Raw genomic sequence first — 22,991 nt, forward strand, 5'->3', positions numbered from 1 at the left:
GAAAAAATCCTGCAATTCCTGAACATCAATAATACGGTTATCCAAGAGGGATTCTTACGATAAATGTCGTACCGTCCTGTCCATTGCTTTCCGCGGAGATCCCCCCTCCATGGCTCTCGACAATAGTCTGGGCAATGGAAAGCCCCAGACCATAACCGCCCTGTTTGCGGATTCTGGAACTGTCGGCCCGGTAAAAACGTTTGAAAACATGTTCCAGATGTTCGATAGGGATAGGCTCCCCGGTATTGTTAACTGAGAGGAGAGCTTGATCCTTATCGTTTTTTAAGGTTAAAGTTACTTTGCCGTTCTGCCCCGCATATTTGCACGCGTTATCCAATAATATTGCTACCAGCTGTTTAAGCTGCCCGGCATCACCATTCAGGCTGATGTCCGGATCAATCTCGCTGCTGACCTCTATTCCTTGTTCATAAGCAATTGGCTCAAAGGGGAGCAGGCTGCTCCAAACGATATCGCTGAAATTAAGCTCGGTTTGCTGAACCGGCTTTTGAACTGCGTCCAGCTTGGCCAGGAAGAGTAAATCATCGACCAGTTTCTTCATGCGCGATGCTTCAGCCTGGGTATTTTCAACCCATTTGTATTGCTTTTCAATGGTGTCTTTGCGGTGAGAAAGCAAGATCCCTATATTAGCCAGAATCACGGTTAACGGAGTCCTGAGCTCGTGTGAGGCGTCGGCCACAAACCGCTTTTGTTGTTCCCAGGCTTTTTCCACGGGGCGCAAAGCCAGGTTGGCGAGAAAAATGCTGATTGCCCAAAAAGCGATCAGGCCTCCCGCCCCTCCTGCCAGAAGAATCATGATCTGATTTGTTAATTGCTCGATTTCTCTGCTCATGTCAGCAAAAGCAATTTTTTTTCCTTCCGCGGTATCCTTGATCAGAAACCTCAGCTGCTTGTTCAGCATCATTCCTTCCGTTTTGCCTGAAGCCAATGCTTTATCAGTGACTTCCTGAATCACATTGTCAGAAATAAGCACGTTTTCTTTTAAATTCGAAAGTACCTGTCCATCCCCATCCACTGTGACGCTGAAGACCGGGAGCATAGGAACTGGTTTGCGCGGTGGGCCGTCACCGATTTCCAGAACCGGACGTTCTGAGCCAGACTTGTTTTCAAGAGCCCTCTGCATAACTTGGTAACTCTCATTGCGCATCCGTTCATAGCCGGAAATACAGATGGAGGTAAAAATAATCAGCATGACTAAGCTGACTAAAGACATATTAATCAGCACAAATTTCCTGCGCAGTTTTTTCATCATGGCTCTTCCGTCTCCAATCGATAGCCTACCTTGCGCACAGTGCTGATATTGACCTTCGAGCCCAGGTAGAAGAACTTCTTGCGCAAAAAGGAAATGTATGCTTCGACATTATTGTCCTCTGCATTGGACTCTATTCCCCAGACTTTAATGATTAAATCCTCTTTCAGGACAATGACTTTGGGATTGGACATCAGTATTTTTAAAACCTCGTACTCTTTATATCCCAGGCGCACTGACTTAGGGCCGCAGACAAGAGTATACGCAGCCAGATTTAAGGTCAGATCAGCAAAAGAAAGCTCTTCCAGGATAACTTCCCCATGCCTGCGGGACAGAGCCCGGATACGAGCCAGCAATTCTTCGGGAACAAAAGGTTTTGTCATATAATCGTCAGCGCCAAAATCCAATCCCATAATTTTATCGTTAACCTCGTCTCTGGCTGTCAGGAGAAGAATCGGCGTTGTGATTTTTGCTGTCCGCAGCTCATTAACGATCTCATAACCGTTTTTCTTAGGCAGCATAATATCCAGAACAATAACATCATATAAACCGCTCCTGGCATAGTCCAGACCTGCCGCCCCATCATGAACGGCATCAACAGAATATTTTTCCTGACGCATGATCTGGGTCAGCGCCTCAGCTAAACGGATTTCATCTTCGACGATTAATATACGCATACCGCACTTCCTCTCCGTCTAATCATCTGACAAGCTTATCATACCAGCTTTTTCTTTTTTATTGCAGCAGTTTTCTTCATTGCCCTAACTTTAGCATGGAAATCTGAAATTAGTCTGAAATGGTTTTTTCAGGCTAATTTCAGTGAGGGTCTGTATGATTGGAGTATGCCAGATGCGAAGGAGGAATTTATATGGCGCAAGCCAAGGAAGTTTTTCAAAGATATGAAAAAAAATACATGCTTAGTGCCCGCCAACAACAACTTTTAATGGAGAAGTTAGCCGGGTATATGAACGTGGATCAGTACGGCCTGCACACCATCAGCAATATTTATTATGACACCGATAATTATGAGCTGATCCGTACGTCCATCGAGAGGCCGATCTACAAAGAGAAGCTCCGTTTGCGGGCCTACGGCACCCCCGGAGAAGAGGATTTCGTATTCCTGGAGATCAAAAAGAAGTTCAAAGGGATTGTCTATAAAAGACGTGTACAGCTCAAGCTCAGAGAGGCCCGGTATTACCTTCAGGAAGGGGAACAGCCGGAAAATTCCGGTCAGATCCTGCGCGAGATTGACTGGGTTTGGAACAAATATCATCTGGTGCCAAAGGTTCTCATCGCGTATGACCGGTTAGCCCTTTTTGGCAAAGAAGACGAAAATCTGCGCATCACCTTTGATCAAAACATTCGTTTCCGTGAATCCGTATTGGATCTTTCCAAAGGACCGTGGGGTTATCCCCTTTTAGATCCTGAGCGCTTTTTGATGGAAATTAAAATTCCGGATGCCATGCCCTTATGGCTCAGCAAGCTCTTGAATGAGCAAAGGATCTTTCCTGCCTCATATTCAAAATATGGACAGTGCTACAAGGAATATTTGATTGACCGTCAATATAAGAAAGGAGGAGTGACTTGTGCTTGAGAGTATTCTTAGTACGTTTATTAATAGTTCAATCACGGTTGATCAACTGCTGATTTGTACCTTAGCTTCTATTGTCTTAGGATTAGGCGTTGCCGCCGTTTATATGTACCGTAACACTTACAGTAAAAATTTTGTCGTCACTTTGGCTTTGCTTCCCGCAATGGTTCAATTGGTGATTATGGTGGTCAATGGCAATCTGGGTGCGGGAGTCGCCGTTATGGGCGCCTTCAGCCTGGTTCGTTTCCGTTCGATCCCCGGCAGCGCCAAGGAAATTGGCAATATCTTTTTCGCTATGGCGGTCGGTCTGGCTACCGGTATGGGATATATCGCGATAGCCTTCCTCTTTCTGTTTATTGTCGGTGCAATGTCCCTTCTCCTGAATACGGTAAGATTCGGCGAGAATAAAAAGGCTGACAAGGAGCTGAAAATTACCATCCCCGAAAACCTGGAGTATGAGGGTATTTTCGATGATGTGTTTGCCAAGTATACGCAACAAGCCGAGCTGATTCGTGTGAAAACAACGAATATGGGCAGCTTGTATGAGCTTCATTATCGTATCGTATTGAACGGGACAGGCATCGAAAAAGGGTTCTTGGATGAGCTCCGCTGCCGCAATGGCAATCTGAACATTATATGCGGCCGTGTCCCTTCCGTCCATGAGGAGCTGTAAAGCATTATACAAGGTTTTAAAGAATTAAGGACAGATATGCGGTTAAAGGTATTCCGCAGTTTTCAATTACAATTTTCTTAAGGAGCGAAACAATATGGTCAAAAAACACAAACGATTTCTTCCCTTACTCATCGTGCCGGTACTTACCCTAAGCTTGATTGCCGGATGCGGTACGACAGATTCATCGGCGGATTCGTCCGGTTCTTCTGCTTCCGTAACAGATGTGTCGCCGATTTCAGTGACGTATTCAACAGAAGATACGGACAGCAGCTGGGATGCTTCAAACGCGACAAATATCACCTTAAACGGTGATTCAATAACAGTGAGCGGCTCCGGAGCCTCTTCATCAGGCAGTGTTCTGACCATCCAGAACTCCGGGACCTATGTCATCAGCGGCACAATTTCCGACGGGCAGGTTGTTGTCAGCGCCGGTGAAGAGGATATTGTGCGTATCGTGCTCAACGGCGCATCTGTTACTTCATCAGACAATGCCGCTATTTACGCCCGTCAGGCGAAGAAGGTGATTTTAACCTTAGCCGCAAGCGGCAATACCATTGAGGACGGTTCGGCCTACACCGGCACCTCTGATGATGAACCTAATGCGGCAATATTCAGTAAAGGTAATTTGACGATTAACGGGGCAGGCTCTCTGACAGTCAAAGGCAACCATAAAAACGGTATTGCCACAAAGGATGACCTGGTGATCACAGGGGGGGATATTACGGTTGATGCCGTTAACGACGGTCTGCGCGGCCGGGATTCGATTGCAATCAGCAGCGGGATCTTTAATATTACAGCCGGAGGGGATGCTCTTCAATCGAACAATGATGAGGATACCAGTAAGGGCTGGGTATCGATTGACGGCGGGTCATTTACGATAGCAGCCGGCAATGACGGCCTGCAGGCTGAAACGATACTTCAAGTGACAAACGGAAATATTGCGATGAAGACCGGCGGAGGCAGCGCAAATACCGTCACAAAAAATAAGGAACAGGCTCAGCCTGGCGGGAGCCGGCAAGACCCTGCTCAGGCTTCTGTAAGTACGACAGAGGAGGATTCTGCGTCGGCTAAGGGCCTTAAGGCAAAAACAGGCATCTTAATAACCGGGGGAGTATTCTCAATTGACTCTTCGGATGATTCGATCCACGCTAACGGCGCCGTCAAAATTCAAGACGGAGAGTTTGCGATTTCTTCCGGAGACGACGGAATTCATGCGGATTCCGCTCTGATGGTCAACGGCGGCACAATCAAGATCAGCAAAAGTTACGAAGGTCTGGAGAGCGCCAATATCACGGTAACCAACGGAACGATACACGTGAAGGCAAGTGACGACGGGCTCAATGCCGCCGGAGGTAACGATGGCTCATCTCAGAATGGCCGGCCGGGTCAAAACACGATTAGTACAGACAGTTCCTATTTTATTAAAATAGCCGGCGGTTATATCTCGATTGACTCCGGCGGAGACGGAATTGACTCTAATGGCGCTGTGTATATCAGTGGAGGAACCATACTTGTTAACGGCCCGACGAATGACGGGAATGGTCCTTTGGATTATGACGGCACGTGTGAGGTCTCAGGCGGAATACTGGCGATGGCCGGCAGCTCCGGTATGGCCCAGGCGCCGGGCAGCACCTCTGCCCAGAACTCTTTGCTGGTCAAATTCACCGCTAAGCAGGAAGCCGGGACTATGGTCACTCTGACGGACGACAGCGGAAATCCGATCATGGCGTTCGCTCCATCTAAAGCCTACCAGTCGATCGTGATCAGTTCTCCTGATATGATGCAGGGCAAAACGTATACCCTGTCCACAGGGGGGACCTCCAGTACACAGCTTGTTGATGGAATGTTAACCGGCGGCACCGTTTCCGGCAGCACCAAACTAACCGATATCACGATTTCCGGCAACGTAACCAGCATCGATGAAAACGGCTCTCCGGTTAGCAGCGGCATGGGCGGTCCGGGGCAGGGAGGCCAGCCCAGATAATATAGATTTGAAGGAAAGAGGCTGCAGCAAATTTTCGTTTTGCTGCAGCCTCTTTGTGTTTTCCTGTGGAGCCGATGGTCGGAATCGAACCGACGACCTGCTCATTACGAGTGAGCTGCTCTACCCCTGAGCCACATCGGCATAGTCTGATTTGGCAAGACCAAATCCGTCTTTTGACAAAAATAAATATACCACAAGACAAATGGTTTGTTAAGACCTAATAATCCGGATTTACAGCAATGAAGCAAAGATAGGGCAATAAAGGAGCGAATATCAATGAAAATCCGGTCATATAGAGAGGATAAAAAATTATCAAACAATTCACTCTAGTCAGAAAATATTGTATAATATCAATAAGCGGCTGAAAGGAGTTGATCCTGATGACGATGACAATATCCGGATTGGAAGAGCTTCTACAGCATGAAAAGATGGAAGAGATCCTGGGGATTGAAAATGATGGCTGCAAAGCTGAGATCAGGCGGCTTTCTGATTCAGAGGAGATCATTGATTATCATGGCAGGACCAGGCGAATCAAAATGCGCTACAAGTTAAACCCGGACCAAAGAAACGATCGGTTTTCTTTTCTTCAGGGCCCGGTCTTTGAAATTATGCATTTCTGTGTGAGTCCGCAAAATTTTGGTTACGGGACAAAGTTTATGTCCCATCTGATAAAGCATTTTCAGGAAGTGGGAATCAAAAGCATTGTCTTGCAGGCTACAAATTCTCGGGCGGCCAGGTTTTGGGGCAGATTGGGATTTTTGCCTCACCCGTTGGCCAGTGATGAAAAATTACTGATGTACCGGGTCAGCGATTCTGATCAATTATTAATGACTAATTCCAGACCAGGCTTTTCTATTGACGCTCACGAGAGAAATCATGTTATGCATTAAAAATAAGGTTCAGCTGAAAAATAGAAACTCCCGCGTCCGGGAGTTTCTTTGGAGTAAATGCACACTGTCTAAAATGTATGTATTTACCATGATACTTTACCATGTCTGAAATATTCGGTCAACTCAAAAAAAGACGGAAAAGGTCTAGTTATTTGCAAAGTTGTCGTGCAGACTGTGTATTTGTCGAGTTTTTGTGGAATGTTCATAAAATTTTGGCTTAATCGTTTTTTTCAGAAAGCTTTGAGAGGATGTAAAAAAATTGGACTGTTCAAAAATAAAATGTATAATATAGGATGGGGAAAATATTTAGGCGTATTTCCTATTAACTGGAACGGCAGGACGTTTTTTCGACAAACCAGGTTGTGCTTAAATACTGTCCGTGTTATGAAAATGCGGAAGGTGATCATACCCATATCCAAAATGAGACCCATACCTTGATGACGTTTACCGGAGCGGTGAAGGTTTTATTTGGAGTTATTCCAGGATGTCCCCGTAAAGCAGTGGACATCAACAGGCCGTTTCTGGGAAGAATGTTATTCAGGTGATTTTTTCGTCCAGCGGTCACTGTCTCTTAAACGGTATTTTTCCATCATTCTGGCAAAAGCATCTTCCAGATCAATATTCATGGAGTTTGCCATGCAGATGATAATAAAGAGGATATCAGCCATTTCAAGGGCCAAATCTCCTTCCGGCTCGCTGGGTTTTTTCGGTTTTTGTCCATATTGATGATTGATCTCTCTGGCCAGTTCTCCGAGCTCTTCAGTCAAACGCAGCATCATGGAGGACGGAGACCAGTATCCTTCTTCAAATTGAGATATCCAATCATCAACTTGTTTTTGCCATTCTTTGATTTCCATTTGTCTGCTCCTCAGAGGTGTATCCTGATTGCAAATAATTTTAAGACAATCATAGCAGGAAGGCAAGGGGATTTTTCACTGGATGTAGAATCATATTTTATGTTTTGTGACGTACTATTGTAAATGAGGTGAGACCGTGACGGAATTTTTGAGCCAATTCAGTAATTTAGTCTGGCGTGATATCATTGACATCGCGCTTGTTGCGGTCATCTTATATCAAATCCTGATGTGGATTAAAGGGACGCGGGCTGTTCAGCTGGTCAAAGGATTGCTGGTCCTGCTTGCAGTTTCTTCTTTCTCCGAATATTTTAATTTTCAGACCATGACCTGGATGCTGGATAAAGTATGGACGATGTTGCTTGTTGCTCTGCCGGTGGTTTTTCAGCCGGAATTAAGACGCGCTTTGGAGCAGATCGGAAACGGCAGGTTTTTATCTATGCATCCGTCATCTGCCGGAACTGAAGAATTGAAAAAAATGGTTGAAGAATTGATCAAATGTATTCAGGTGCTTTCTCAAAATCAAATTGGTGCTCTTATTGTGCTTGAGAAAAAAACAGGAATTCAGGAGTTCGTTGAAACCGGAGTAAAGATAGACGGCGTTGTTTCTTCTGAATTTTTAATCAATATTTTTATCCCCAAATCCCCTTTGCATGACGGAGCAGTGATTTTGAGAAGCGACAGGGTTGCGGCAGCCGGATGTTTTTTGCCGCTGAGCCAGGACAACAGGCTGCAGAAAGATTTGGGGACCAGACACCGCGCCGGGTTAGGGATTTCTGAAGTGTCGGATGCTGTGGTCATCATCGTATCCGAAGAAACGGGGATTATTTCAACAGCCCAAAATGGAATGTTAAAGAGGTTCCATGATGAAAAAAGTTTGCGTGATTTGCTGAAAAATGAAATACTGGTGGAAAAAGCGGCAATATCATTTCCTGCGTTCCGAAGATTCGGAGGTGGCGGAGAATGAAGGATATTTTGCGGCGCAATCTTGGCTATAAGATGATATCGGTTTTGTGCGCCATATTATTCTGGGCATGGATCACCAACCTGAACAGCGGGTCCAGTTTTTTTGGCCAGCAAACCTACAATATGACTCCTAAAATGATTAATCAGCCTTCCGGTTTGGTTGTGATATCAAATATCCAGACGGTAACAGTTCGCCTGGCCCAAAACAATCCCGGAGTAAGCAGTAATGACCTGAGTGCTTATGTGGACCTTCAGGGCGCGGTTGCCGGAGAAAATACATTTGAGGTTAAAGTGAACGCTCCCGTAGGAGTTGTAATTGAGGATGTCAGTCCGCGCAATGTGGTATTGAATCTAGATGTGGTTAAAGATAAAACCTTATCCGTTGTAGTTCAGGTTACAGGGAAACCGGCGGCGGGGATGGCCAGCGGCCAGCCTATTGTTTCCCCTTCCGTGGTCAATGTCCGCGGAGCGGCCTCCGTTTTGGAAAAAATGAATAATGTGGTCGTGGAAGCAAGCGTTGAGGGAGCACGGGAAAGCTTGCGGATGTCCCGTCCGGTTACCTTTAAGGATTTGGAAAGCAAGGGGGTTTTTGCGGCCAATCTTGACCAGAATAGTTTAAAAATCCAACCGGAGACTGTGGATATTATTGTCCCGATTTATTCCCAGGGCACGGTAACCAAATCTGTTCCGCTGAAAGTGACAACTTCCGGAACCCCGGCCAGTGGCTATGCTGTTCGCTTGGTCTCTCCTATTCCGGCAAGTGTGGAACTCCAGGGCACTGATGAGCTGCTGAAAAGCATTCAGGAGATCAATCTTGGCACAGTAGATGTCAATGGGCTTAGCCAGAATAAAGTGATCGATTATTCCCTGGATAAGATACCTGTTCCGGAAGGCGTAAAAATTGCCGAGGGGACGAAGATCAGTGTTATGGTTTATGTTGGCGCGGATGCCCAGCAAAAGGATATCACGGCTCTGCCTGTGGAGGTCCATAATTTAGGACAGGGCTTGACAGCGGAAACGATAGAGGCTGTGGATATCACGGTGAGCGGTTATCAGGAAGTACTGAACAAGCTTAATTCAGCGGACATTTCCCTGTGGGTTGATGCTTCCGGATTGAAAGAAGGGACTTACGAGGACTTGGATATCTATTGGAAGCTGCCTGAAGGGGTAAATATGGTGAAAACACCTAAGGTTAAGCTTGTTCTGCATAATAATGTTCAAACCGGGCCCACTACCCAAAGCAGTGGTCAGAATTCCGGAGGGTTTTCCCTGCCGGCTCCGATCATCAATATTTTTGATGGGAAGTAAACAGGTATTAATATTTATAGGATGGATTAACAGTGGATATCATTTGGCCGGACCTGAAAATCTCGATTGATGAAGATGAGGCTCAATTGCCTGATTTTATAGGACATAAATTGGGCATCGCTGATGATCGAATATCAAATTTCCGTGTGCTTCGACGAGCTGTTGACGCCAGGAAGAAACCCAGTATTTATTTTGTATATACCGTTGGCTTTACACTGGAAGGCAGCAAGCAGGAATTGCGGCGGATATTATCACGCAATTCTCATTTGCGTAAAAATGTGTCAGAACCCGAAAAGAAAACAGAACATAAGCCGGAGAAAAAGCTCCTTCATCGTCCCGTTGTGATTGGGGCTGGGCCAGCCGGCTATTTTGCGGCTTTGGCCCTTGCTGAAGCCGGGTATAAGCCGTTGGTTCTGGAACGGGGAGAAGCTGTCGAAAACCGCGGAAAAAGTGTTCAGAGGTTCTGGCAGGAAGGCAGGCTGAATCTCGAATCCAATGTTCAGTTTGGCGAAGGCGGAGCGGGGACGTTTTCTGACGGAAAGCTGACCACCAGAATACATGACGATCGGACCAGATATGTTTTAGATACCTTTGTTCAATTTGGAGCTTCACCGGAAATCCTGTTTCAGGCCAAGCCCCATATCGGCACAGATGTGCTGACAAGTATTGTTAAAAATATGCGGAAAAGAATTCAGGAATTGCAGGGAGAAGTGCGATTTGAAACTAAGGTTACCGGATTAAGCTTTCGTGATGGCCGGCTTTATGCCGTAATGGCCGGAGGAGAAGCCATACCGGCGGAAGCAGTAATCTTGGCTGTCGGCAATAGTGCCCGGGATGTGTACGGATTTCTTTTCAAAGCCGGAGTGATGATTGAACGGAAACCTTTTGCGATTGGCCTTAGAATTGAGCATGACCAAAGTTTTATCAACTGGTCTCAATATGGGATGGAAAGCCACCCTCGTCTTGGAGCGGCAGAATACCAGCTGACCTATAAAGATTCATCAACAGGCAGAGGCGCTTATTCATTTTGTATGTGTCCGGGGGGCAGAGTGATTGCCTCGTCCTCTGAAGAGTTTGGCGTAGTCACGAATGGGATGAGCGAATGGGCCAGAGACAGCGGAGTAGCAAACAGTGCAATTGTTGTTACGGTCCGGCCTGAAGACTTTTCTTCTGAACACCCCTTGGCAGGCGTAGAATTTCAAAGATCCTGGGAACACCGTGCCTTTCTCCTGGGAGGGGAGAGCTACCGGGCCCCGGCCCAAAACACCATGGATTTTATCAATAATAAGCTGACCGGTGAGCTGTCGGGGAAATATACGTATGCTCCCGGAGTGGTTCCGGCCAATCTTCGCCAAACCTTACCGCCGGAAATCGGAGAAGTGCTGGCAAGATCTTTTTTAGACTTCGACCGGAAGATCAAGGGTTTCCTAAAAGATTCGGTACTGACCGGAGTTGAAACCAGAACCAGTGCTCCTGTCAGAATATTGAGAGACGAAACGGGCCAGTCCCCAAGTGCGAAAGGCCTTTTTCCGGCAGGAGAAGGCGCGGGATATGCGGGCGGCATTATGAGTTCGGCTGTAGATGGTTTGCGTATGGCCGAAAAGCTGATTTCAATGTATACTGTATCATATAGAGAATGAGGACAGGGAAGGGGTAAGAAAACAAATTGGGAAGACTGTTTGGAACGGACGGAGTAAGAGGGATAGCGAATAAAGAACTGACAACTGAGCTTGCTTTTCAGTTAGGAAGGGCAGGCGCGTATATATTAGGTAAAAATAAGAAAAAAGTCAGAATTGTAATCGGGAAAGATACCAGGATATCCGGAGACATGCTGGAGGCCGCTTTAACTGCGGGGATCTGTTCCTTAGGGGCGGATGTTCTTAAAGTCGGGGTGCTGCCCACGCCGGGCATTGCTTATCTCACCAGGACCCTGCGCGCCGATGCGGGGATTGTAATTTCGGCATCACATAATCCCGCTCAGGATAACGGCATAAAGTTCTTTTCCCGTACAGGCTATAAACTGCCTGATCATTTGGAAGATGAAATAGAAGCTGCCTTGAATGGCATAGAGGATATTGATTTGCCTGCGGGTGGTGATGTGGGCAGGGTGATTGAAGTAGAATATCCCAGGGGACGTTATGGCGAATATCTGAAGACTACGGCAGTAAGTCTGGAAGGATTAAAGGTGGTCATTGACTGTGCCAATGGGGCTGCTTCGGAAGTCGCGCCCCGGGTCATGACTGAGTTGGGGGCCGAACTGGTGCCGATCTATCATTACCCAAATGGTGTGAATATCAATGTGAATTGTGGCTCAACTCATCCCGAAGCTCTGATTCAGGCAGTTCTGGAAAACAAAGCGGATATCGGCTTGGCTTTCGACGGAGACGCCGACAGGGTGATCGCTGTTGATGAGAAGGGAAACATCGTTGATGGCGACTGTATCATGGTCATTTGCGCGTTATACCTCAAAGCCAAAGGCCAGCTGAAAGAAGATTCCGTAACAGTAACGGTGATGAGCAATATGGGGTTGCATAAGGTATTGCGAGAAGCCGGTATTAAGGTATATGAAACAAAGGTCGGGGACCGGTATGTGATGGAGAAGCTTTTGGAAACAGGCACAGTTTTAGGCGGGGAGCAGTCGGGACATATCATTTTCCGCAATCTCAATACAACCGGGGATGGGATTCTTTCCGCACTCCAATTGTTAAGAGTCATGAATGAACAGCAAAAGAGTCTTTCCGTACTCGCCACACAAATGAAAAGGTATCCCCAAGTGCTTGTCAATACAAAAGTCCATAACAAAGAAAAAGTACTGAACCATGCCGGTTTGGCTGGGAAGATTTCAGAGATAGAGTCCATTCTGGGGGATGACGGAAGGATTCTGGTCCGGCCTTCCGGTACCGAGCCTTTGATTAGAGTGATGATGGAAGGTTCCGATTCGGAAAAATTGGAAAAACTGGCCGGGGAGGTCATTGACGTGATCTCAAAGATTGATTGTAAGGAGAAGCAATCCTGAGATTGGAACAGATTGACAAATCATGCATAGACTATTTACATCTTAATGTCCGGTATGGCATAAAATGCCGAATGATCACAATTTCCCGGCATACAATGTATTGTACCGGACAGTGAGAGTGAATTATAATAGTAAAGAATATCATCAAGCAAAAATGAAAAGTAAAGGAGATGATGCTTAAAGGAAGAAGATAGGCAGCGGCTAGCAAAAAAAAATGCGGTGTAAAAAGATTTGGAAATAAAACAAGAAAAATATAGCGCCAGAACCTTATCAGGTTGACGAGGAAGAGGTTAATCGAAAATTTCGGCGGATGCCTCTCGGTGGCTTGTCATCGACAGATCGGTTCCAAAACCGAAAAGTAATTTTTGGGACAAAAGCCGGTCAGCAAGAGAACGGGACAGTTATGCCTGTTTCCGCTTATTATCGGTATACATATTTATGGATTACCGATATTTGCTTAATGATTTTATTTCTTTGTCTTTGAAACCGCCATATACGAAGGCGGTTATTTTATTTTTTGATGAAGAATGAGATGTAAAGAGGAGAGAGACTAATATGTGCGGTATCGTAGGTTATATCGGGAAACGCCAGGCTGTGCCTGTGCTGATAGACGGTCTGAAAAAGCTTGAATACAGGGGATATGATTCAGCCGGGATCGCGGTTCTTGAGCCTGAAGGGATCAGATTAGCCAAAAGCGTGGGAAAGCTGGCTGCATTAGAGGAAAGGATCGCCAACAAGACTTTTGATTCTTGTATTGGGATTGGGCATACGCGCTGGGCGACACATGGTAAGCCTTCAGATCAAAATGCCCATCCTCATCTGGATTGTAAGGGCAATTTTGCTGTCGTGCATAATGGTATCATTGAAAACTACCTCGAGCTTCGGGAATGGCTTATCGACAGAGGGCACAGTTTTGTCTCGGAAACAGATACCGAGGTATTGTCCCATCTTGTAGAGGAATATGATGGAGGAGATCTAGAAGAGGCTGTCCGCAAAACAATTGCCCGGATAGAAGGGTCTTTTGCCATGGTTGTGATGAGCCGGAACAATCCGGGGTGTCTCGTCGCGGCGCGTAAAGCCAGTCCGATGGTTGTCGGCATTGGTGAAGAAGAATACTTTATTGCCAGTGATATCCCCGCTATCTTAAATCACACTCGCGATACCTATATTATGGAGGACGGCGAAATTGTGATCATCTCAGACAGCGGCATAAGGTTTACTGACTTTAAAGGCGGGCACAGGGAAAAAATAGTCTTTCAAGTAAGCTGGGACCCTATCTCTGCTGAAAAAGGCGGATATGAGCATTTTATGCTGAAAGAGATTTTCGAACAGCCCAAAGCGTTGAAGGATACTCTTTCCGGAAGGCTGCAGGATGGTGAGGTAATCCTGCAGGAAGTAGATCTTACGCCTGAGGACATTCATAATTTTAACAAAGTAGCTATTGTTGCTTGCGGAACCGCTTACCATGCCGGGTTAATTGGGCGCAAGCTCATTGAAAAATGGGTGAGAATACCGGTCGAAGTGGATATCGCCTCAGAATTCAGGTACAGGGCCCCACTCATCGATGACCGGACCCTGGTCATTGTAATCAGTCAATCGGGAGAAACGGCTGATACATTGGCTGCACTCAAGGAATCCAAGCGGCTGGGGGCAAGAGTAATCGCCATAACCAATGTTGTCGGCAGTTCAGTGGCCAGAGAAGCGGACGATGTGATCTATACCTGGGCTGGTCCGGAAATAGCCGTGGCTTCAACCAAAGCATATACTACCCAGATCGAGGGAATCGTCCTGCTGGCGTTATACCTGACACAGTCCAAAGGGACCATGCCTGAGGAATGGATAGGAGAGATCATCGGCGAACTGAGAAAAATCCCTGAAAAAGCGGAAGAAATATTAAAAAATGCTCAGGCGATTGAACAGATGGTCAGTTTGTTTGATGATGTGACAAGTGCGTTTTTCCTGGGAAGGGGCCTTGACTGGTCAGTTGCGCTGGAAGGGGCGCTGAAGCTCAAGGAAATATCCTATATTCATGCCGAGGCTTATGCGGCAGGGGAACTGAAACATGGTACTCTTGCCCTGATTACTGAGCAAACACCGGTTATTGCCCTGGCAACCCAACGCGACCTTTATGAGAAGACTTTGTCCAATATCATTGAAGTAAAGGCCCGTGACGCCAAGGTAATCGGGTTTACCTTTGCAGGCAACAGCTCATTTGAAAAAACCGTGGATCAGGTCTTTTTCCTGCCTGATACAGTGAATGAACTCGCCCCACTATTGATGGTTATCCCTCTGCAGCTTTTATCCTATTATGTGTCGGTAGCAAGGGACAATGATGTGGATAAGCCAAGGAATCTGGCCAAGAGTGTGACGGTGGAGTAAAATACCCGATGATGATAACAGAAAGGTAAACCAGATCGGAAAAGAGGCATTAGGCGTGCCTCTTTTTGGTTATTCATGCTCTTATAAATGATATAAAATAACCCCTCTATAACAATAAACTGACAACTTAAATGGATGTAAGAGTTGTTTGATAAGTAAAAAAATGCTATAATATTTAAATAAAGAATTAAAGTCCAGTAATAGGAAAATAATAAATTGTGCCAATCTGAAACAAGGAGGAGTAAATGGCGGAAAACGATAAGATTGTTGTGAAAAACTTGATTAAAATATTTCAGAACTATCCCCAGAAGGTTTTGAATCTCATTGAAAAAGGAAAGAGTAAAGAACAGATTCTTGAAGAAACCGGACAGACAGTAGGAATCAACAATGTCAGCTTTACCGTTAAACATGGTGAGATCTTTGTAGTCATGGGTCTTTCGGGGAGTGGCAAATCGACCATCTTACGATGTATCAACAGGTTGATTAAGCCTAGCTTTGGAGAAATATTTATTGATGACATAGATATTACAAAGCTTAAACACAAGGAACTTCGAAGATTTCGGCAGGAAAAGATCGCAATGGTCTTTCAACAGTTTGCCTTACTGCCGCACCGGACAGTTTTGCAAAATACGGTTTATGGTCTGGAGATCAAAGGGATTGCGAAAAAGGACCGTGAAGCGAAAGCCCTTGCGGTTCTGAATATGGTTGGATTAAAAGGCTGGGAAAATAAATACCCTTCGCAATTGAGCGGGGGGATGAAACAGCGTGTCGGCTTAGCCAGAGCCCTGACAAATAATACGGATATTTTATTGATGGATGAGGCTTTTAGTGCTCTGGATCCTTTGATCCGAGAAGAAATGCAGGATGAGCTGTTAAGCCTTCAGCAGAAAATGAATAAAACGATTGTCTTTATTACGCATGACTTGAATGAGGCGCTTAAATTAGGAGACAGGATAGCCTTTTTAAAAGACGGGGAATTGATCCAGGTAGGCACGCCTGAGGAAATCATTACAAATCCCGGTGATGATTATGTTGAAAAATTTGTGAGGGGAGTTGACCGGAGCAAGCTTCTTACAGCTGTGGATGTCATGAACAAACCGCATCCATTAGTCACAAGGCGGGACGGGCCGAGCGTTGTGTTGAGGATCATGAAAGAATATGGGATATCCAGTGTATTTGTGGTGGACAGAGAAAAACGTCTTCAGGGGATTATTACTGCCGAAGAAGCGATTACGGCTAAAAATTCCGGAATATCCAGTTTGAATGAATATGAACTGGTTCAGGGCTTAGTTGTTGAAGAAGATACCCCGATTCAAGAGATTATGGATTTACTTGTAGACAGCAAACTGCCGATAGCTGTAATTGATAAGGAAAACAAGATGCAGGGAATTATTATCAGAGGATCTGTTCTTGCCGCGCTCTCTTCGAAAGGAGGCGGGGCGAATGACTAAGATCCCGATAGCTGAGCTGGTTGATCAGGGAGTAAAAGACTTACAATATCATTACGGCGAGATTTTGGACACTTTTGCCAAAGAAATCAACAGCTGGATCAAAACCCTCGGCCAGTTATTGCTGCTCATTCCATGGTGGGCGCTTATTGTGGTATTCGCTCTAGTGGCTTGGCGGGCAAAGGGGTGGAAGCTTGCAGCCGGAACGGCAGCCGGTTTGGGCCTGATTTATAATCTGAATTTATGGCCGGCTTTTCTGGATACACTTATCCTCGTGATGATTTCGGCGCTTGTATCGATGGCGGTCGGGATACCATTAGGTATACTGGCGGCGAAAAACGACAAGTTCAATTGGCTGATTTCCCCGGTCTTGGATTTTATGCAGACGATGCCTGCTTATGTCTACCTTATTCCGGCCCTCCTGTTTTTTGGCATAGGAAAGGTTCCGGCCGTGTTTGCTACGGTAGTATTTTCCATGCCTCCGGCAATAAGGCTGACCAATTTAGGTATTCGGCAGGTGCCGGTGGAATTGGTGGAGGTCGGAGAGGCTTTCGGTTCAAAACCCGGGCAGCTCCTTTTGAAGATTCAATTGCCTGTAGCTTTGCCGACAATTATGGCAGGGATTAATCAAACGATGATGCTTTCACTGTCAATGGTGGTCATATCGTCCATGATTGGAGCGGGAGGGCTTGGCGGGGGAGTATTGGAGGCTATTTCACAGCTGAAAATCGGAATGGGATTTGAATATGGCGTTGCCGTTGTGATTATGGCCATTATTTTAGATCGAATTTCTCAGGGAATCGGACGTTCTTTAAGAACGGAAGACAATAAATAAAAATAAGGGGGAACCGGGAGTATGAGAAGGCACAATGGATGGAAGAGGCTGATCCTGACAGGAATGATTGCCGTGCTGATGATTAGCCTGATGGCAGGGTGTTCAACAGATCAGAGCAATAAGCCCGCGGAGGGGAAAGGCACAGTTAATATCGGTTATGTGAATTGGGCAGAATGCATAGCAGCAAGTAATCTCTGGAAAGTAATTTTAGAAGACCAAAATTATACGGTTAACCTCACACAGCTTGATGTCGCCCCGCTCTTTGTGGGACTGAACAAAGGGGATATCGATGTATTTATGGATGCCTGGCTGCCGATTACACACCAAACTTATTGGAACGAATACAAAGATACGCTTGAGGATTATGGGATATGGTATCAGGAACCAGCCAAAATAGGTATTGTTGTCCCGAAATATGTAACCCTTGATTCCATTGCCCAGCTTAAAGAGAATGGGGATAAATTCGAGAAAAAGATCATCGGTATTGATGCAGGAGCGGGTATTATGAAGGCAGCTGCGGCGGCAAATAAAAAATATGCTCTCGGTTTTGATGTCGTACAGGGAAGCGAACCCGCCATGATGGCCGCTCTGGACAACGCCTACGCAAAAAATGAATGGATCGCTGTTACCGGGTGGAGTCCGCACTGGATGTTCGCAAAATATAGTCTGAAATATTTGGACGATCCGGAAAAAGAATTCGGAGAAGCCGAAGAAATCCATATTGTTGCCAATAATCAATTTAGCGGTAAGCAACCGGATGTTGCGGCCATGTTGAAGAAGTTTAAGATGACAGATGCCCAGATCGGCACCCTGGAGGATTTTATTAATAATGGAATGCAGCCGTCTGAAGCGGCAAAGAAATGGATAGCAGAAAATAAAGATACCGTTGATGAATGGATAAAGGAATAAAAATCTGAGCGGCGAGACCTTGTTAGAAAACATTAATCAGTAAATTCCGAATGGTATGCTCCCCTTGAGCTGAGATTGATCGCTCTGAGGGGAGCATATAATATAATATGTTCGGATCTTTTTTATTGTTAAAGGATGAGAGAGGAAATGTCCCCTTAGTGTTGCTGGGAAATAAAAAAGTCTTTGGTCTGAAATATTAAATTCAATGATATAATGATATCCAGACAATACATTGCTGGAGATTATTTTTTTATGATACAAAAGATCGGCATATTTGCCCTTTTTAAACAGGATTTCCGTCTGAAATTGTTTTGGGAAGGGACCATAATCGGCATATTTGTAGGAATTCTTATTGTAGGGTTTCGTCTGGCACTGGAAAAAGCAGAGATATTTCGGGAGCAAATATATATTTTTTTAAAAACACAGGGAGCATATGGCCTGTTGCTTTTGTTTTCGATGTTAATTTTGATCGGCTTGTTTTTATCTTATATCGTAGATAAAGTTCCTTTGGTTGGCGGCAGTGGGATCCCGCAAGTCAAGGGAGTGATACAACGAGAGTTTAAGGTTAATCACCCTGTCCTTTTAATCGCGGGTAAATTCTCGGGAGGGATACTCGGCATAGGCGCGGGCTTGTCTCTGGGCAGAGAAGGCCCCTCGATTCAATTGGGAGCTGCCATGGGACAATTGATCAGCAGGAATCTGGGGAGATTAAAAATTGAGGAAAAGTATCTAATTACATGCGGAGCAAGCGCAGGACTCGCGGCGGCGTTTAATGCTCCTTTGGCAGGTGTCGTTTTTGCTCTGGAAGAAGTACACAAGAATTTCTCACCGTCGATATTGATCTCAGTCATGGCGGCTTCCATTAGCGCGGATGTCGTAACCCAAAATTTTTTTGGACAGCATCCGGTATTTGACTTTCAAGATATCCAGATATTCCCGCTGAACTACTTGGTTTGTCTAATTGGACTGGGGATAATCTGTGGTTTATGCGGTGCATTGTTCAACCTCTCTCTGATAAAATCCATGGAATTGTATAAAATGACCAAAATACCTCAAAAGATATATCCCGTGATCCCGTTGCTGGCCGCAGGGGTGATAGGACTGTTTTTGCCCGAGGTATTAGGGGGCGGAAATAATTTAGTCCAAACACTAAGTCAGTCGGATATTCCAATGAACACGATCATGCTTCTTTTGACAGTAAAATTTATTTTCACAATGCTGAGCTACGGATCTGGTGTTCCCGGAGGAATCTTTTTGCCTTTGCTTGTATTAGGAGCGTTAACAGGAAATATCTATGGACATTATGTGATAAATATCATGCATGGAAATATGGTTTATCTCGATAATTTTACGGTTTATGCCATGGCCGCTTATTTCACGGCGATCGTGAAAGCACCGGTAACAGGGAGCATACTGATTACAGAAATGACAGGTTCATTTCACCATTTGCTTCCGTTAATACTTGTTTCTATGACTGCATATATCGCAGCAGATCTTTTAAAATCAAAACCTGTTTATGATCTGCTTTATCATCGAATGATTGCACGGGAGAAGCGATCAGAAATAAAAAAAGAGCCGTCCGGCAAGGACGTTCATGAATTTGTAGTATGTCTTGGCTCGCCTCTTGATGGAAAAAAAATAAAAGAGATATCCTGGCCGGAAGACTGTTTGCTGATCAGTATTAAGCGAGGGGAGCTTGATATCATTCCAAGCGGCAATACGAGAATCAAGGCCGGCGACTATTTTTATGTGTTGGTCGAGGAGGGAGGGATAATAAAATACGAAAAGTTGTTAAAACTGAGCGGAGGAGAAGTGTGAACAGCCGGAGTCTATTCTGAGGGGAGACTTTTGGAATATGATCATATCTTTTATTTTGGTAAACTCCTGATATCTTTATTGGAACCAATCATGATCAGAATGTCTCCCTGGCGGATGACGGAGTCAGCTCCCGGTCCGGCAATAATTTCCTCCTGGCTTTTTATGGCAATAACGCTTATTCCATACCTGGCTCTTAAATTGAGCCTGCCTAAAGTTTTGTTAATAAATTCTTTGGGAGCAAACAGCTCGAAGATACTGTACTCCGGGGATATTTCGATAAAATCCAGGAAATCATTCGTTGAAGTCAAGCTGTGCGCCAGCTTAATCCCCATGTCTCTTTCCGGGTAAATCACCCGGTCCACACCGACTTTTTCTAAAACTCTGCCGTGCAAGGCATCTTTGGCTTTGGAAATTACAGTGGGAACACCCAATTCTTTAAGCATTACGGAAACCAAAATATTTGATTGGATATCATCTCCGATCGCAACAATAGCAATATCAAAGTTGCGAATGCCGAGTTTTTTTAACGTATCTTCATCACGGGCATCAAGTTGAACCGCATGAGTGACCTCGTCGGCAATATCTTGAATTTCTTTTTCGGAATGATCAATGACCATCACTTCATATCCGGAATTGTATAGAGTGGTGGCGACACTCCGGCCGAAACGCCCAATACCGATGACGACAAATTGTTTATCTTTACCCATTTTGCACTCCTATCCAACCATAATTTTCGTTTCCGGATATTTTGCCTGATTTCCTGCCACCCGTCTTTTCCCGATGGCAAAAGCCAGGGTCAGGAAGCCTACTCTTCCGATAAACATAGTAAGAATCAATAATAACTTTCCTATATCCGAGAGGTTCGCGGTAATGCCCAAAGAAAGACCAACCGTACTGAAGGCTGAGACCGTCTCAAAAAGCAAGGGCAGAAAATCCGACCTTTCTGTCAAAGTCAGCAAGCCGGTGACCAGAATGATCCACATTATGGCTAAAGCGGCGAGGGCAACAGCTTTTTCAGTCGTCTCTTTGGCCAGGGCCCGGCCGCGGATCGTGATTTGGCGTTTGTTTTTTAGTGTACAAAAAATAGAAATGAGAATTGCGACAAAAGTCGTTGTTTTAATACCTCCGCCGGTTGAGCCGGGCGAGGTCCCAATAAACATCAGGACAATTAAGAGGAGTTTAGCCGTATCCCCCAGAGAAGAGATGTCTACCGTACTGAAGCCTGCCGATCTCGGTGTAACCGACTGAAAGAGAGAAGATAAAAGCTTGTCTTGAATACTGAGATTTCCAAGAGTGTTCGTGTTATTGAATTCCAGGAGAAAAAAGATAATCGCACCTGCTAAGATCAGGATTCCTGTTGTTCTTAAGACAAGCCAGGAATGCAGACTGATCTTCCGAAAACGCTTGGAATAGATTTCAGAGATGACGGCAAAACCAAGACCGCCGATAATAATCAGAGTCATTATGGTGAGATTGATCACGATGTCGTGATGAAAATCCATCAAACTATTTCCCAATAAATCGAATCCGGCATTATTAAACGCTGAGATCGCATGAAAGAGGGAAAAATAGAGGGCCTTCCCAAAGCTCATGTAGGAGGACCATCTGAGAAAAAGAATGATGACCGCTATCCCTTCAAGGATAAAGGCAAACAAAAAAACATATTTGGCCAGCTTGACAATGCCTTCCAAGGAAGACTGGTTGTAAGCTTCTTGAAGGATCATTCTTTCTTTGAGATTAATTTTTCTGCCCAGGAGAATAGCAAAAAAAGAGGCGATTGTCATAAAGCCCAGACCGCCGATCTGCATCAAAACCATCAGGACGATTTGGCCAAAAACGGAAAAAACAGCGCTTGTGTCCACAACAGCCAAACCGGTGACACAGACGGCAGATGTTGAAGTAAATAACGCATCAAGAAAAGTCAGCCCCAGATGATCTGCGGTAGATACAGGTAAAGTAAGTAAAAAAGTCCCGATCAGAATAACGGACAGGAAACCCAAGGCTAGGATTTGCGCGGGAGATCTGCCTTGTTTTTTTGGCGTTGCTGCTGATCTGTCAGTGATTTTAAATATCTCACTCATACCATTCTCCTTAGGGAAAAAGAATAGATTTTGATGATTCAAATCTCGTCCTTAGTCTATTAAATATTAACAAAAAAAGATCAAGGAATCCAGGGAGAGCAGGAGAATAATCATCATGATCATCTTGCGGCTGCAACAATATTCAGATTGTGCTCTTATCATTTGATTTGGGATATGCTACATTAAAGAGAGGTTTCTTCTCGGATTTGGGATATTGCAGATGGAAATACCTTAATGAAAGTGTTGAGATTTGGATGATTATCATTTGAAAAGGAGAGTCGTCGATGAAAATAGTGCCTGCTTCATTTGAAATTCTTGACAATATTAACGGAGAGGAAATGTTAAAACAAATCGAGCTTATCGGAAGAGTATGCTATAAGAGTGAAGATAGAATTACGGCCGATTCTTCGAAAAGCTTTGTTTCGAGAATATTAAAAAGTGGGCATGAATCTGTGATTGAGCATGCGAAGGTTTCGGTCAGAATCATTTGTGACCGAGGGATTACTCATGAAATCGTTCGTCACCGAATTGCCAGCTACAGTCAGGAAAGTACCCGCTACTGCAATTATGCTCAAAATAAGTTTGGAAACGAGCTGGCATTTATCAGGCCTGTGTTCTGGAAGGAAGATGAATCGAAATACCATATTTGGGTAGAGACCATGAAGCAGATAGAAATCAATTACAATACATTAATAGAAATGGGGGCTAAGCCGGAAGAGGCTAGAAGTATTCTGCCCAACAGCCTGAAGACGGAAATCGTCATGACCATGAATCTGCGCGAGTGGAGACATTTCTTCAAGCTTAGAGCTTCCACCAGGGCCCATCCCCAGCTGAGGGAAATCTCTATTCCCTTGTTGAATCAATTTAAGGGAATTTTTCCCGTAATATTTGACGACCTATAGTTTACTGTCTGCTCTGACTTTGACCATTAGACAAAAACCGTTTTCAAGCTTGCCGCTTGAAAACGGTTTT

Annotated in this window: 19 protein-coding genes and 1 tRNA gene; 14 read left to right on the forward strand and 6 right to left on the reverse strand. The window is 45.0% G+C overall.

Going from position 1 to position 22,991, the window contains the following annotated elements; genetic code table 11:
- Window positions 1-37 precede the first annotated feature (37 nt).
- Both SGLY_RS02470 and SGLY_RS02475 read right to left on the reverse strand, forming a co-directional pair.
- On the reverse strand, window positions 38-1,270 hold the full coding sequence (locus SGLY_RS02470; RefSeq protein WP_013623712.1) for a sensor histidine kinase: 1,233 nt from the start codon (window positions 1,268-1,270) through the stop codon (window positions 38-40).
- On the reverse strand, window positions 1,267-1,944 hold the full coding sequence (locus SGLY_RS02475) for a response regulator transcription factor (protein ID WP_013623713.1): 678 nt from the start codon (window positions 1,942-1,944) through the stop codon (window positions 1,267-1,269). The genes SGLY_RS02470 and SGLY_RS02475 overlap by 4 nt, the downstream gene beginning before the upstream one ends.
- A gap of 191 nt (window positions 1,945-2,135) precedes the next feature.
- Here SGLY_RS02475 and SGLY_RS02480 point away from each other — a divergent pair, with 191 nt between their 5' ends.
- The 3 genes from SGLY_RS02480 (at window position 2,136) to SGLY_RS02490 (ending at window position 5,515) form a co-directional block, all read left to right on the forward strand.
- The gene (locus tag SGLY_RS02480) at window positions 2,136-2,861 is read left to right on the forward strand and encodes a polyphosphate polymerase domain-containing protein (RefSeq protein ID WP_013623714.1); all 726 of its coding nucleotides are present in this window, start codon (window positions 2,136-2,138) and stop codon (window positions 2,859-2,861) included.
- On the forward strand, window positions 2,854-3,531 hold the full coding sequence (locus tag SGLY_RS02485; protein WP_013623715.1) for a DUF4956 domain-containing protein: 678 nt from the start codon (window positions 2,854-2,856) through the stop codon (window positions 3,529-3,531). Before SGLY_RS02480 ends, SGLY_RS02485 begins: the two co-directional genes overlap by 8 nt.
- Window positions 3,532-3,625: 94 nt before the next feature.
- Window positions 3,626-5,515, forward strand: coding sequence for a carbohydrate-binding domain-containing protein (locus SGLY_RS02490; protein WP_013623716.1), 1,890 nt, complete (start codon window positions 3,626-3,628; stop codon window positions 5,513-5,515).
- Between the two features lie 66 nt (window positions 5,516-5,581).
- Here SGLY_RS02490 and SGLY_RS02495 read toward each other — a convergent pair.
- A tRNA-Thr gene (locus tag SGLY_RS02495) sits at window positions 5,582-5,656 on the reverse strand.
- 239 nt (window positions 5,657-5,895) lie between these two features.
- On the opposite strand from SGLY_RS02495, the gene SGLY_RS02500 reads away from it, so the two are divergent.
- Window positions 5,896-6,405 carry a GNAT family N-acetyltransferase gene (locus tag SGLY_RS02500; protein ID WP_013623717.1) on the forward strand — a complete coding sequence of 170 codons (510 nt, stop codon included), beginning with the start codon at window positions 5,896-5,898 and terminating at the stop codon, window positions 6,403-6,405.
- Between the two features lie 533 nt (window positions 6,406-6,938).
- Here SGLY_RS02500 and SGLY_RS02510 read toward each other — a convergent pair.
- Window positions 6,939-7,262, reverse strand: coding sequence for a nucleotide pyrophosphohydrolase (locus SGLY_RS02510; RefSeq protein WP_013623718.1), 324 nt, complete (start codon window positions 7,260-7,262; stop codon window positions 6,939-6,941).
- Window positions 7,263-7,398: 136 nt separating this feature from the next.
- Here SGLY_RS02510 and cdaA point away from each other — a divergent pair, with 136 nt between their 5' ends.
- The 9 genes from cdaA (at window position 7,399) to SGLY_RS02555 (ending at window position 19,938) form a co-directional block, all read left to right on the forward strand.
- Window positions 7,399-8,226 (forward strand): diadenylate cyclase CdaA, encoded by an 828-nt coding sequence (cdaA, locus tag SGLY_RS02515; protein ID WP_013623719.1) that lies wholly within the window; start codon window positions 7,399-7,401, stop codon window positions 8,224-8,226.
- On the forward strand, window positions 8,223-9,533 hold the full coding sequence (locus tag SGLY_RS02520; protein WP_013623720.1) for a CdaR family protein: 1,311 nt from the start codon (window positions 8,223-8,225) through the stop codon (window positions 9,531-9,533). Before cdaA ends, SGLY_RS02520 begins: the two co-directional genes overlap by 4 nt.
- A gap of 32 nt (window positions 9,534-9,565) precedes the next feature.
- Entirely contained in the window at window positions 9,566-11,173 is a 1,608-nt protein-coding gene (locus SGLY_RS02525; protein WP_013623721.1) for an NAD(P)/FAD-dependent oxidoreductase, read from the forward strand.
- A gap of 26 nt (window positions 11,174-11,199) precedes the next feature.
- Window positions 11,200-12,549 carry a phosphoglucosamine mutase gene (glmM, locus tag SGLY_RS02530; RefSeq protein ID WP_013623722.1) on the forward strand — a complete coding sequence of 450 codons (1,350 nt, stop codon included), beginning with the start codon at window positions 11,200-11,202 and terminating at the stop codon, window positions 12,547-12,549.
- Window positions 12,550-13,104: 555 nt separating this feature from the next.
- Window positions 13,105-14,928, forward strand: coding sequence for a glutamine--fructose-6-phosphate transaminase (isomerizing) (glmS, locus tag SGLY_RS02535; protein ID WP_013623723.1), 1,824 nt, complete (start codon window positions 13,105-13,107; stop codon window positions 14,926-14,928).
- A 245-nt stretch (window positions 14,929-15,173) separates the two neighbouring features.
- Window positions 15,174-16,379, forward strand: a complete 1,206-nt coding sequence (locus tag SGLY_RS02540; RefSeq protein ID WP_013623724.1) for a quaternary amine ABC transporter ATP-binding protein — start codon at window positions 15,174-15,176, stop codon at window positions 16,377-16,379.
- Entirely contained in the window at window positions 16,372-17,211 is an 840-nt protein-coding gene (locus tag SGLY_RS02545; protein ID WP_013623725.1) for an ABC transporter permease, read from the forward strand. Before SGLY_RS02540 ends, SGLY_RS02545 begins: the two co-directional genes overlap by 8 nt.
- A 21-nt stretch (window positions 17,212-17,232) precedes the next feature.
- Window positions 17,233-18,120, forward strand: a complete 888-nt coding sequence (locus tag SGLY_RS02550; RefSeq protein ID WP_013623726.1) for a glycine betaine ABC transporter substrate-binding protein — start codon at window positions 17,233-17,235, stop codon at window positions 18,118-18,120.
- 252 nt (window positions 18,121-18,372) lie between these two features.
- Window positions 18,373-19,938 (forward strand): ClC family H(+)/Cl(-) exchange transporter, encoded by a 1,566-nt coding sequence (locus SGLY_RS02555; RefSeq protein WP_013623727.1) that lies wholly within the window; start codon window positions 18,373-18,375, stop codon window positions 19,936-19,938.
- 50 nt (window positions 19,939-19,988) lie between these two features.
- On the opposite strand, the gene SGLY_RS02560 is transcribed toward SGLY_RS02555, so the two are convergent.
- Window positions 19,989-20,645 (reverse strand): potassium channel family protein, encoded by a 657-nt coding sequence (locus SGLY_RS02560; RefSeq protein WP_013623728.1) that lies wholly within the window; start codon window positions 20,643-20,645, stop codon window positions 19,989-19,991.
- Between the two features lie 9 nt (window positions 20,646-20,654).
- Window positions 20,655-22,019, reverse strand: a complete 1,365-nt coding sequence (locus SGLY_RS02565; RefSeq protein ID WP_013623729.1) for a TrkH family potassium uptake protein — start codon at window positions 22,017-22,019, stop codon at window positions 20,655-20,657.
- A 284-nt stretch (window positions 22,020-22,303) separates the two neighbouring features.
- Between SGLY_RS02565 and thyX the strand changes: the two genes are divergently transcribed.
- Window positions 22,304-22,921 (forward strand): FAD-dependent thymidylate synthase, encoded by a 618-nt coding sequence (gene thyX, locus SGLY_RS02570; protein WP_013623730.1) that lies wholly within the window; start codon window positions 22,304-22,306, stop codon window positions 22,919-22,921.
- The last annotated feature ends 70 nt before the right edge of the window (window positions 22,922-22,991 follow it).

It is taken from the genome of Syntrophobotulus glycolicus DSM 8271, from assembly GCF_000190635.1.
GTDB classification, from domain to species: Bacteria; Bacillota; Desulfitobacteriia; order Desulfitobacteriales; family Syntrophobotulaceae; genus Syntrophobotulus; species Syntrophobotulus glycolicus.

Excerpts from the sequence above, each read along its gene's own strand:
- SGLY_RS02470 (WP_013623712.1), bottom strand. The coding sequence starts at position 1,270 with ATGATGAAAAAACTGCGCAGGAAATTTGTGCTGATTAATATGTCTTTA.
- SGLY_RS02475 (WP_013623713.1), bottom strand. The coding sequence starts at position 1,944 with ATGCGTATATTAATCGTCGAAGATGAAATCCGTTTAGCTGAGGCGCTG.
- SGLY_RS02480 (WP_013623714.1), top strand. The coding sequence starts at position 2,136 with ATGGCGCAAGCCAAGGAAGTTTTTCAAAGATATGAAAAAAAATACATG.
- SGLY_RS02490 (WP_013623716.1), top strand. The coding sequence starts at position 3,626 with ATGGTCAAAAAACACAAACGATTTCTTCCCTTACTCATCGTGCCGGTA.
- SGLY_RS02500 (WP_013623717.1), top strand. The coding sequence starts at position 5,896 with ATGACGATGACAATATCCGGATTGGAAGAGCTTCTACAGCATGAAAAG.
- SGLY_RS02510 (WP_013623718.1), bottom strand. The coding sequence starts at position 7,262 with ATGGAAATCAAAGAATGGCAAAAACAAGTTGATGATTGGATATCTCAA.
- SGLY_RS02520 (WP_013623720.1), top strand. The coding sequence starts at position 8,223 with ATGAAGGATATTTTGCGGCGCAATCTTGGCTATAAGATGATATCGGTT.
- glmS (WP_013623723.1), top strand. The coding sequence starts at position 13,105 with ATGTGCGGTATCGTAGGTTATATCGGGAAACGCCAGGCTGTGCCTGTG.
- SGLY_RS02540 (WP_013623724.1), top strand. The coding sequence starts at position 15,174 with ATGGCGGAAAACGATAAGATTGTTGTGAAAAACTTGATTAAAATATTT.
- SGLY_RS02545 (WP_013623725.1), top strand. The coding sequence starts at position 16,372 with ATGACTAAGATCCCGATAGCTGAGCTGGTTGATCAGGGAGTAAAAGAC.
- SGLY_RS02550 (WP_013623726.1), top strand. The coding sequence starts at position 17,233 with ATGAGAAGGCACAATGGATGGAAGAGGCTGATCCTGACAGGAATGATT.
- SGLY_RS02555 (WP_013623727.1), top strand. The coding sequence starts at position 18,373 with ATGATACAAAAGATCGGCATATTTGCCCTTTTTAAACAGGATTTCCGT.
- SGLY_RS02560 (WP_013623728.1), bottom strand. The coding sequence starts at position 20,645 with ATGGGTAAAGATAAACAATTTGTCGTCATCGGTATTGGGCGTTTCGGC.
- SGLY_RS02565 (WP_013623729.1), bottom strand. The coding sequence starts at position 22,019 with ATGAGTGAGATATTTAAAATCACTGACAGATCAGCAGCAACGCCAAAA.
- thyX (WP_013623730.1), top strand. The coding sequence starts at position 22,304 with ATGAAAATAGTGCCTGCTTCATTTGAAATTCTTGACAATATTAACGGA.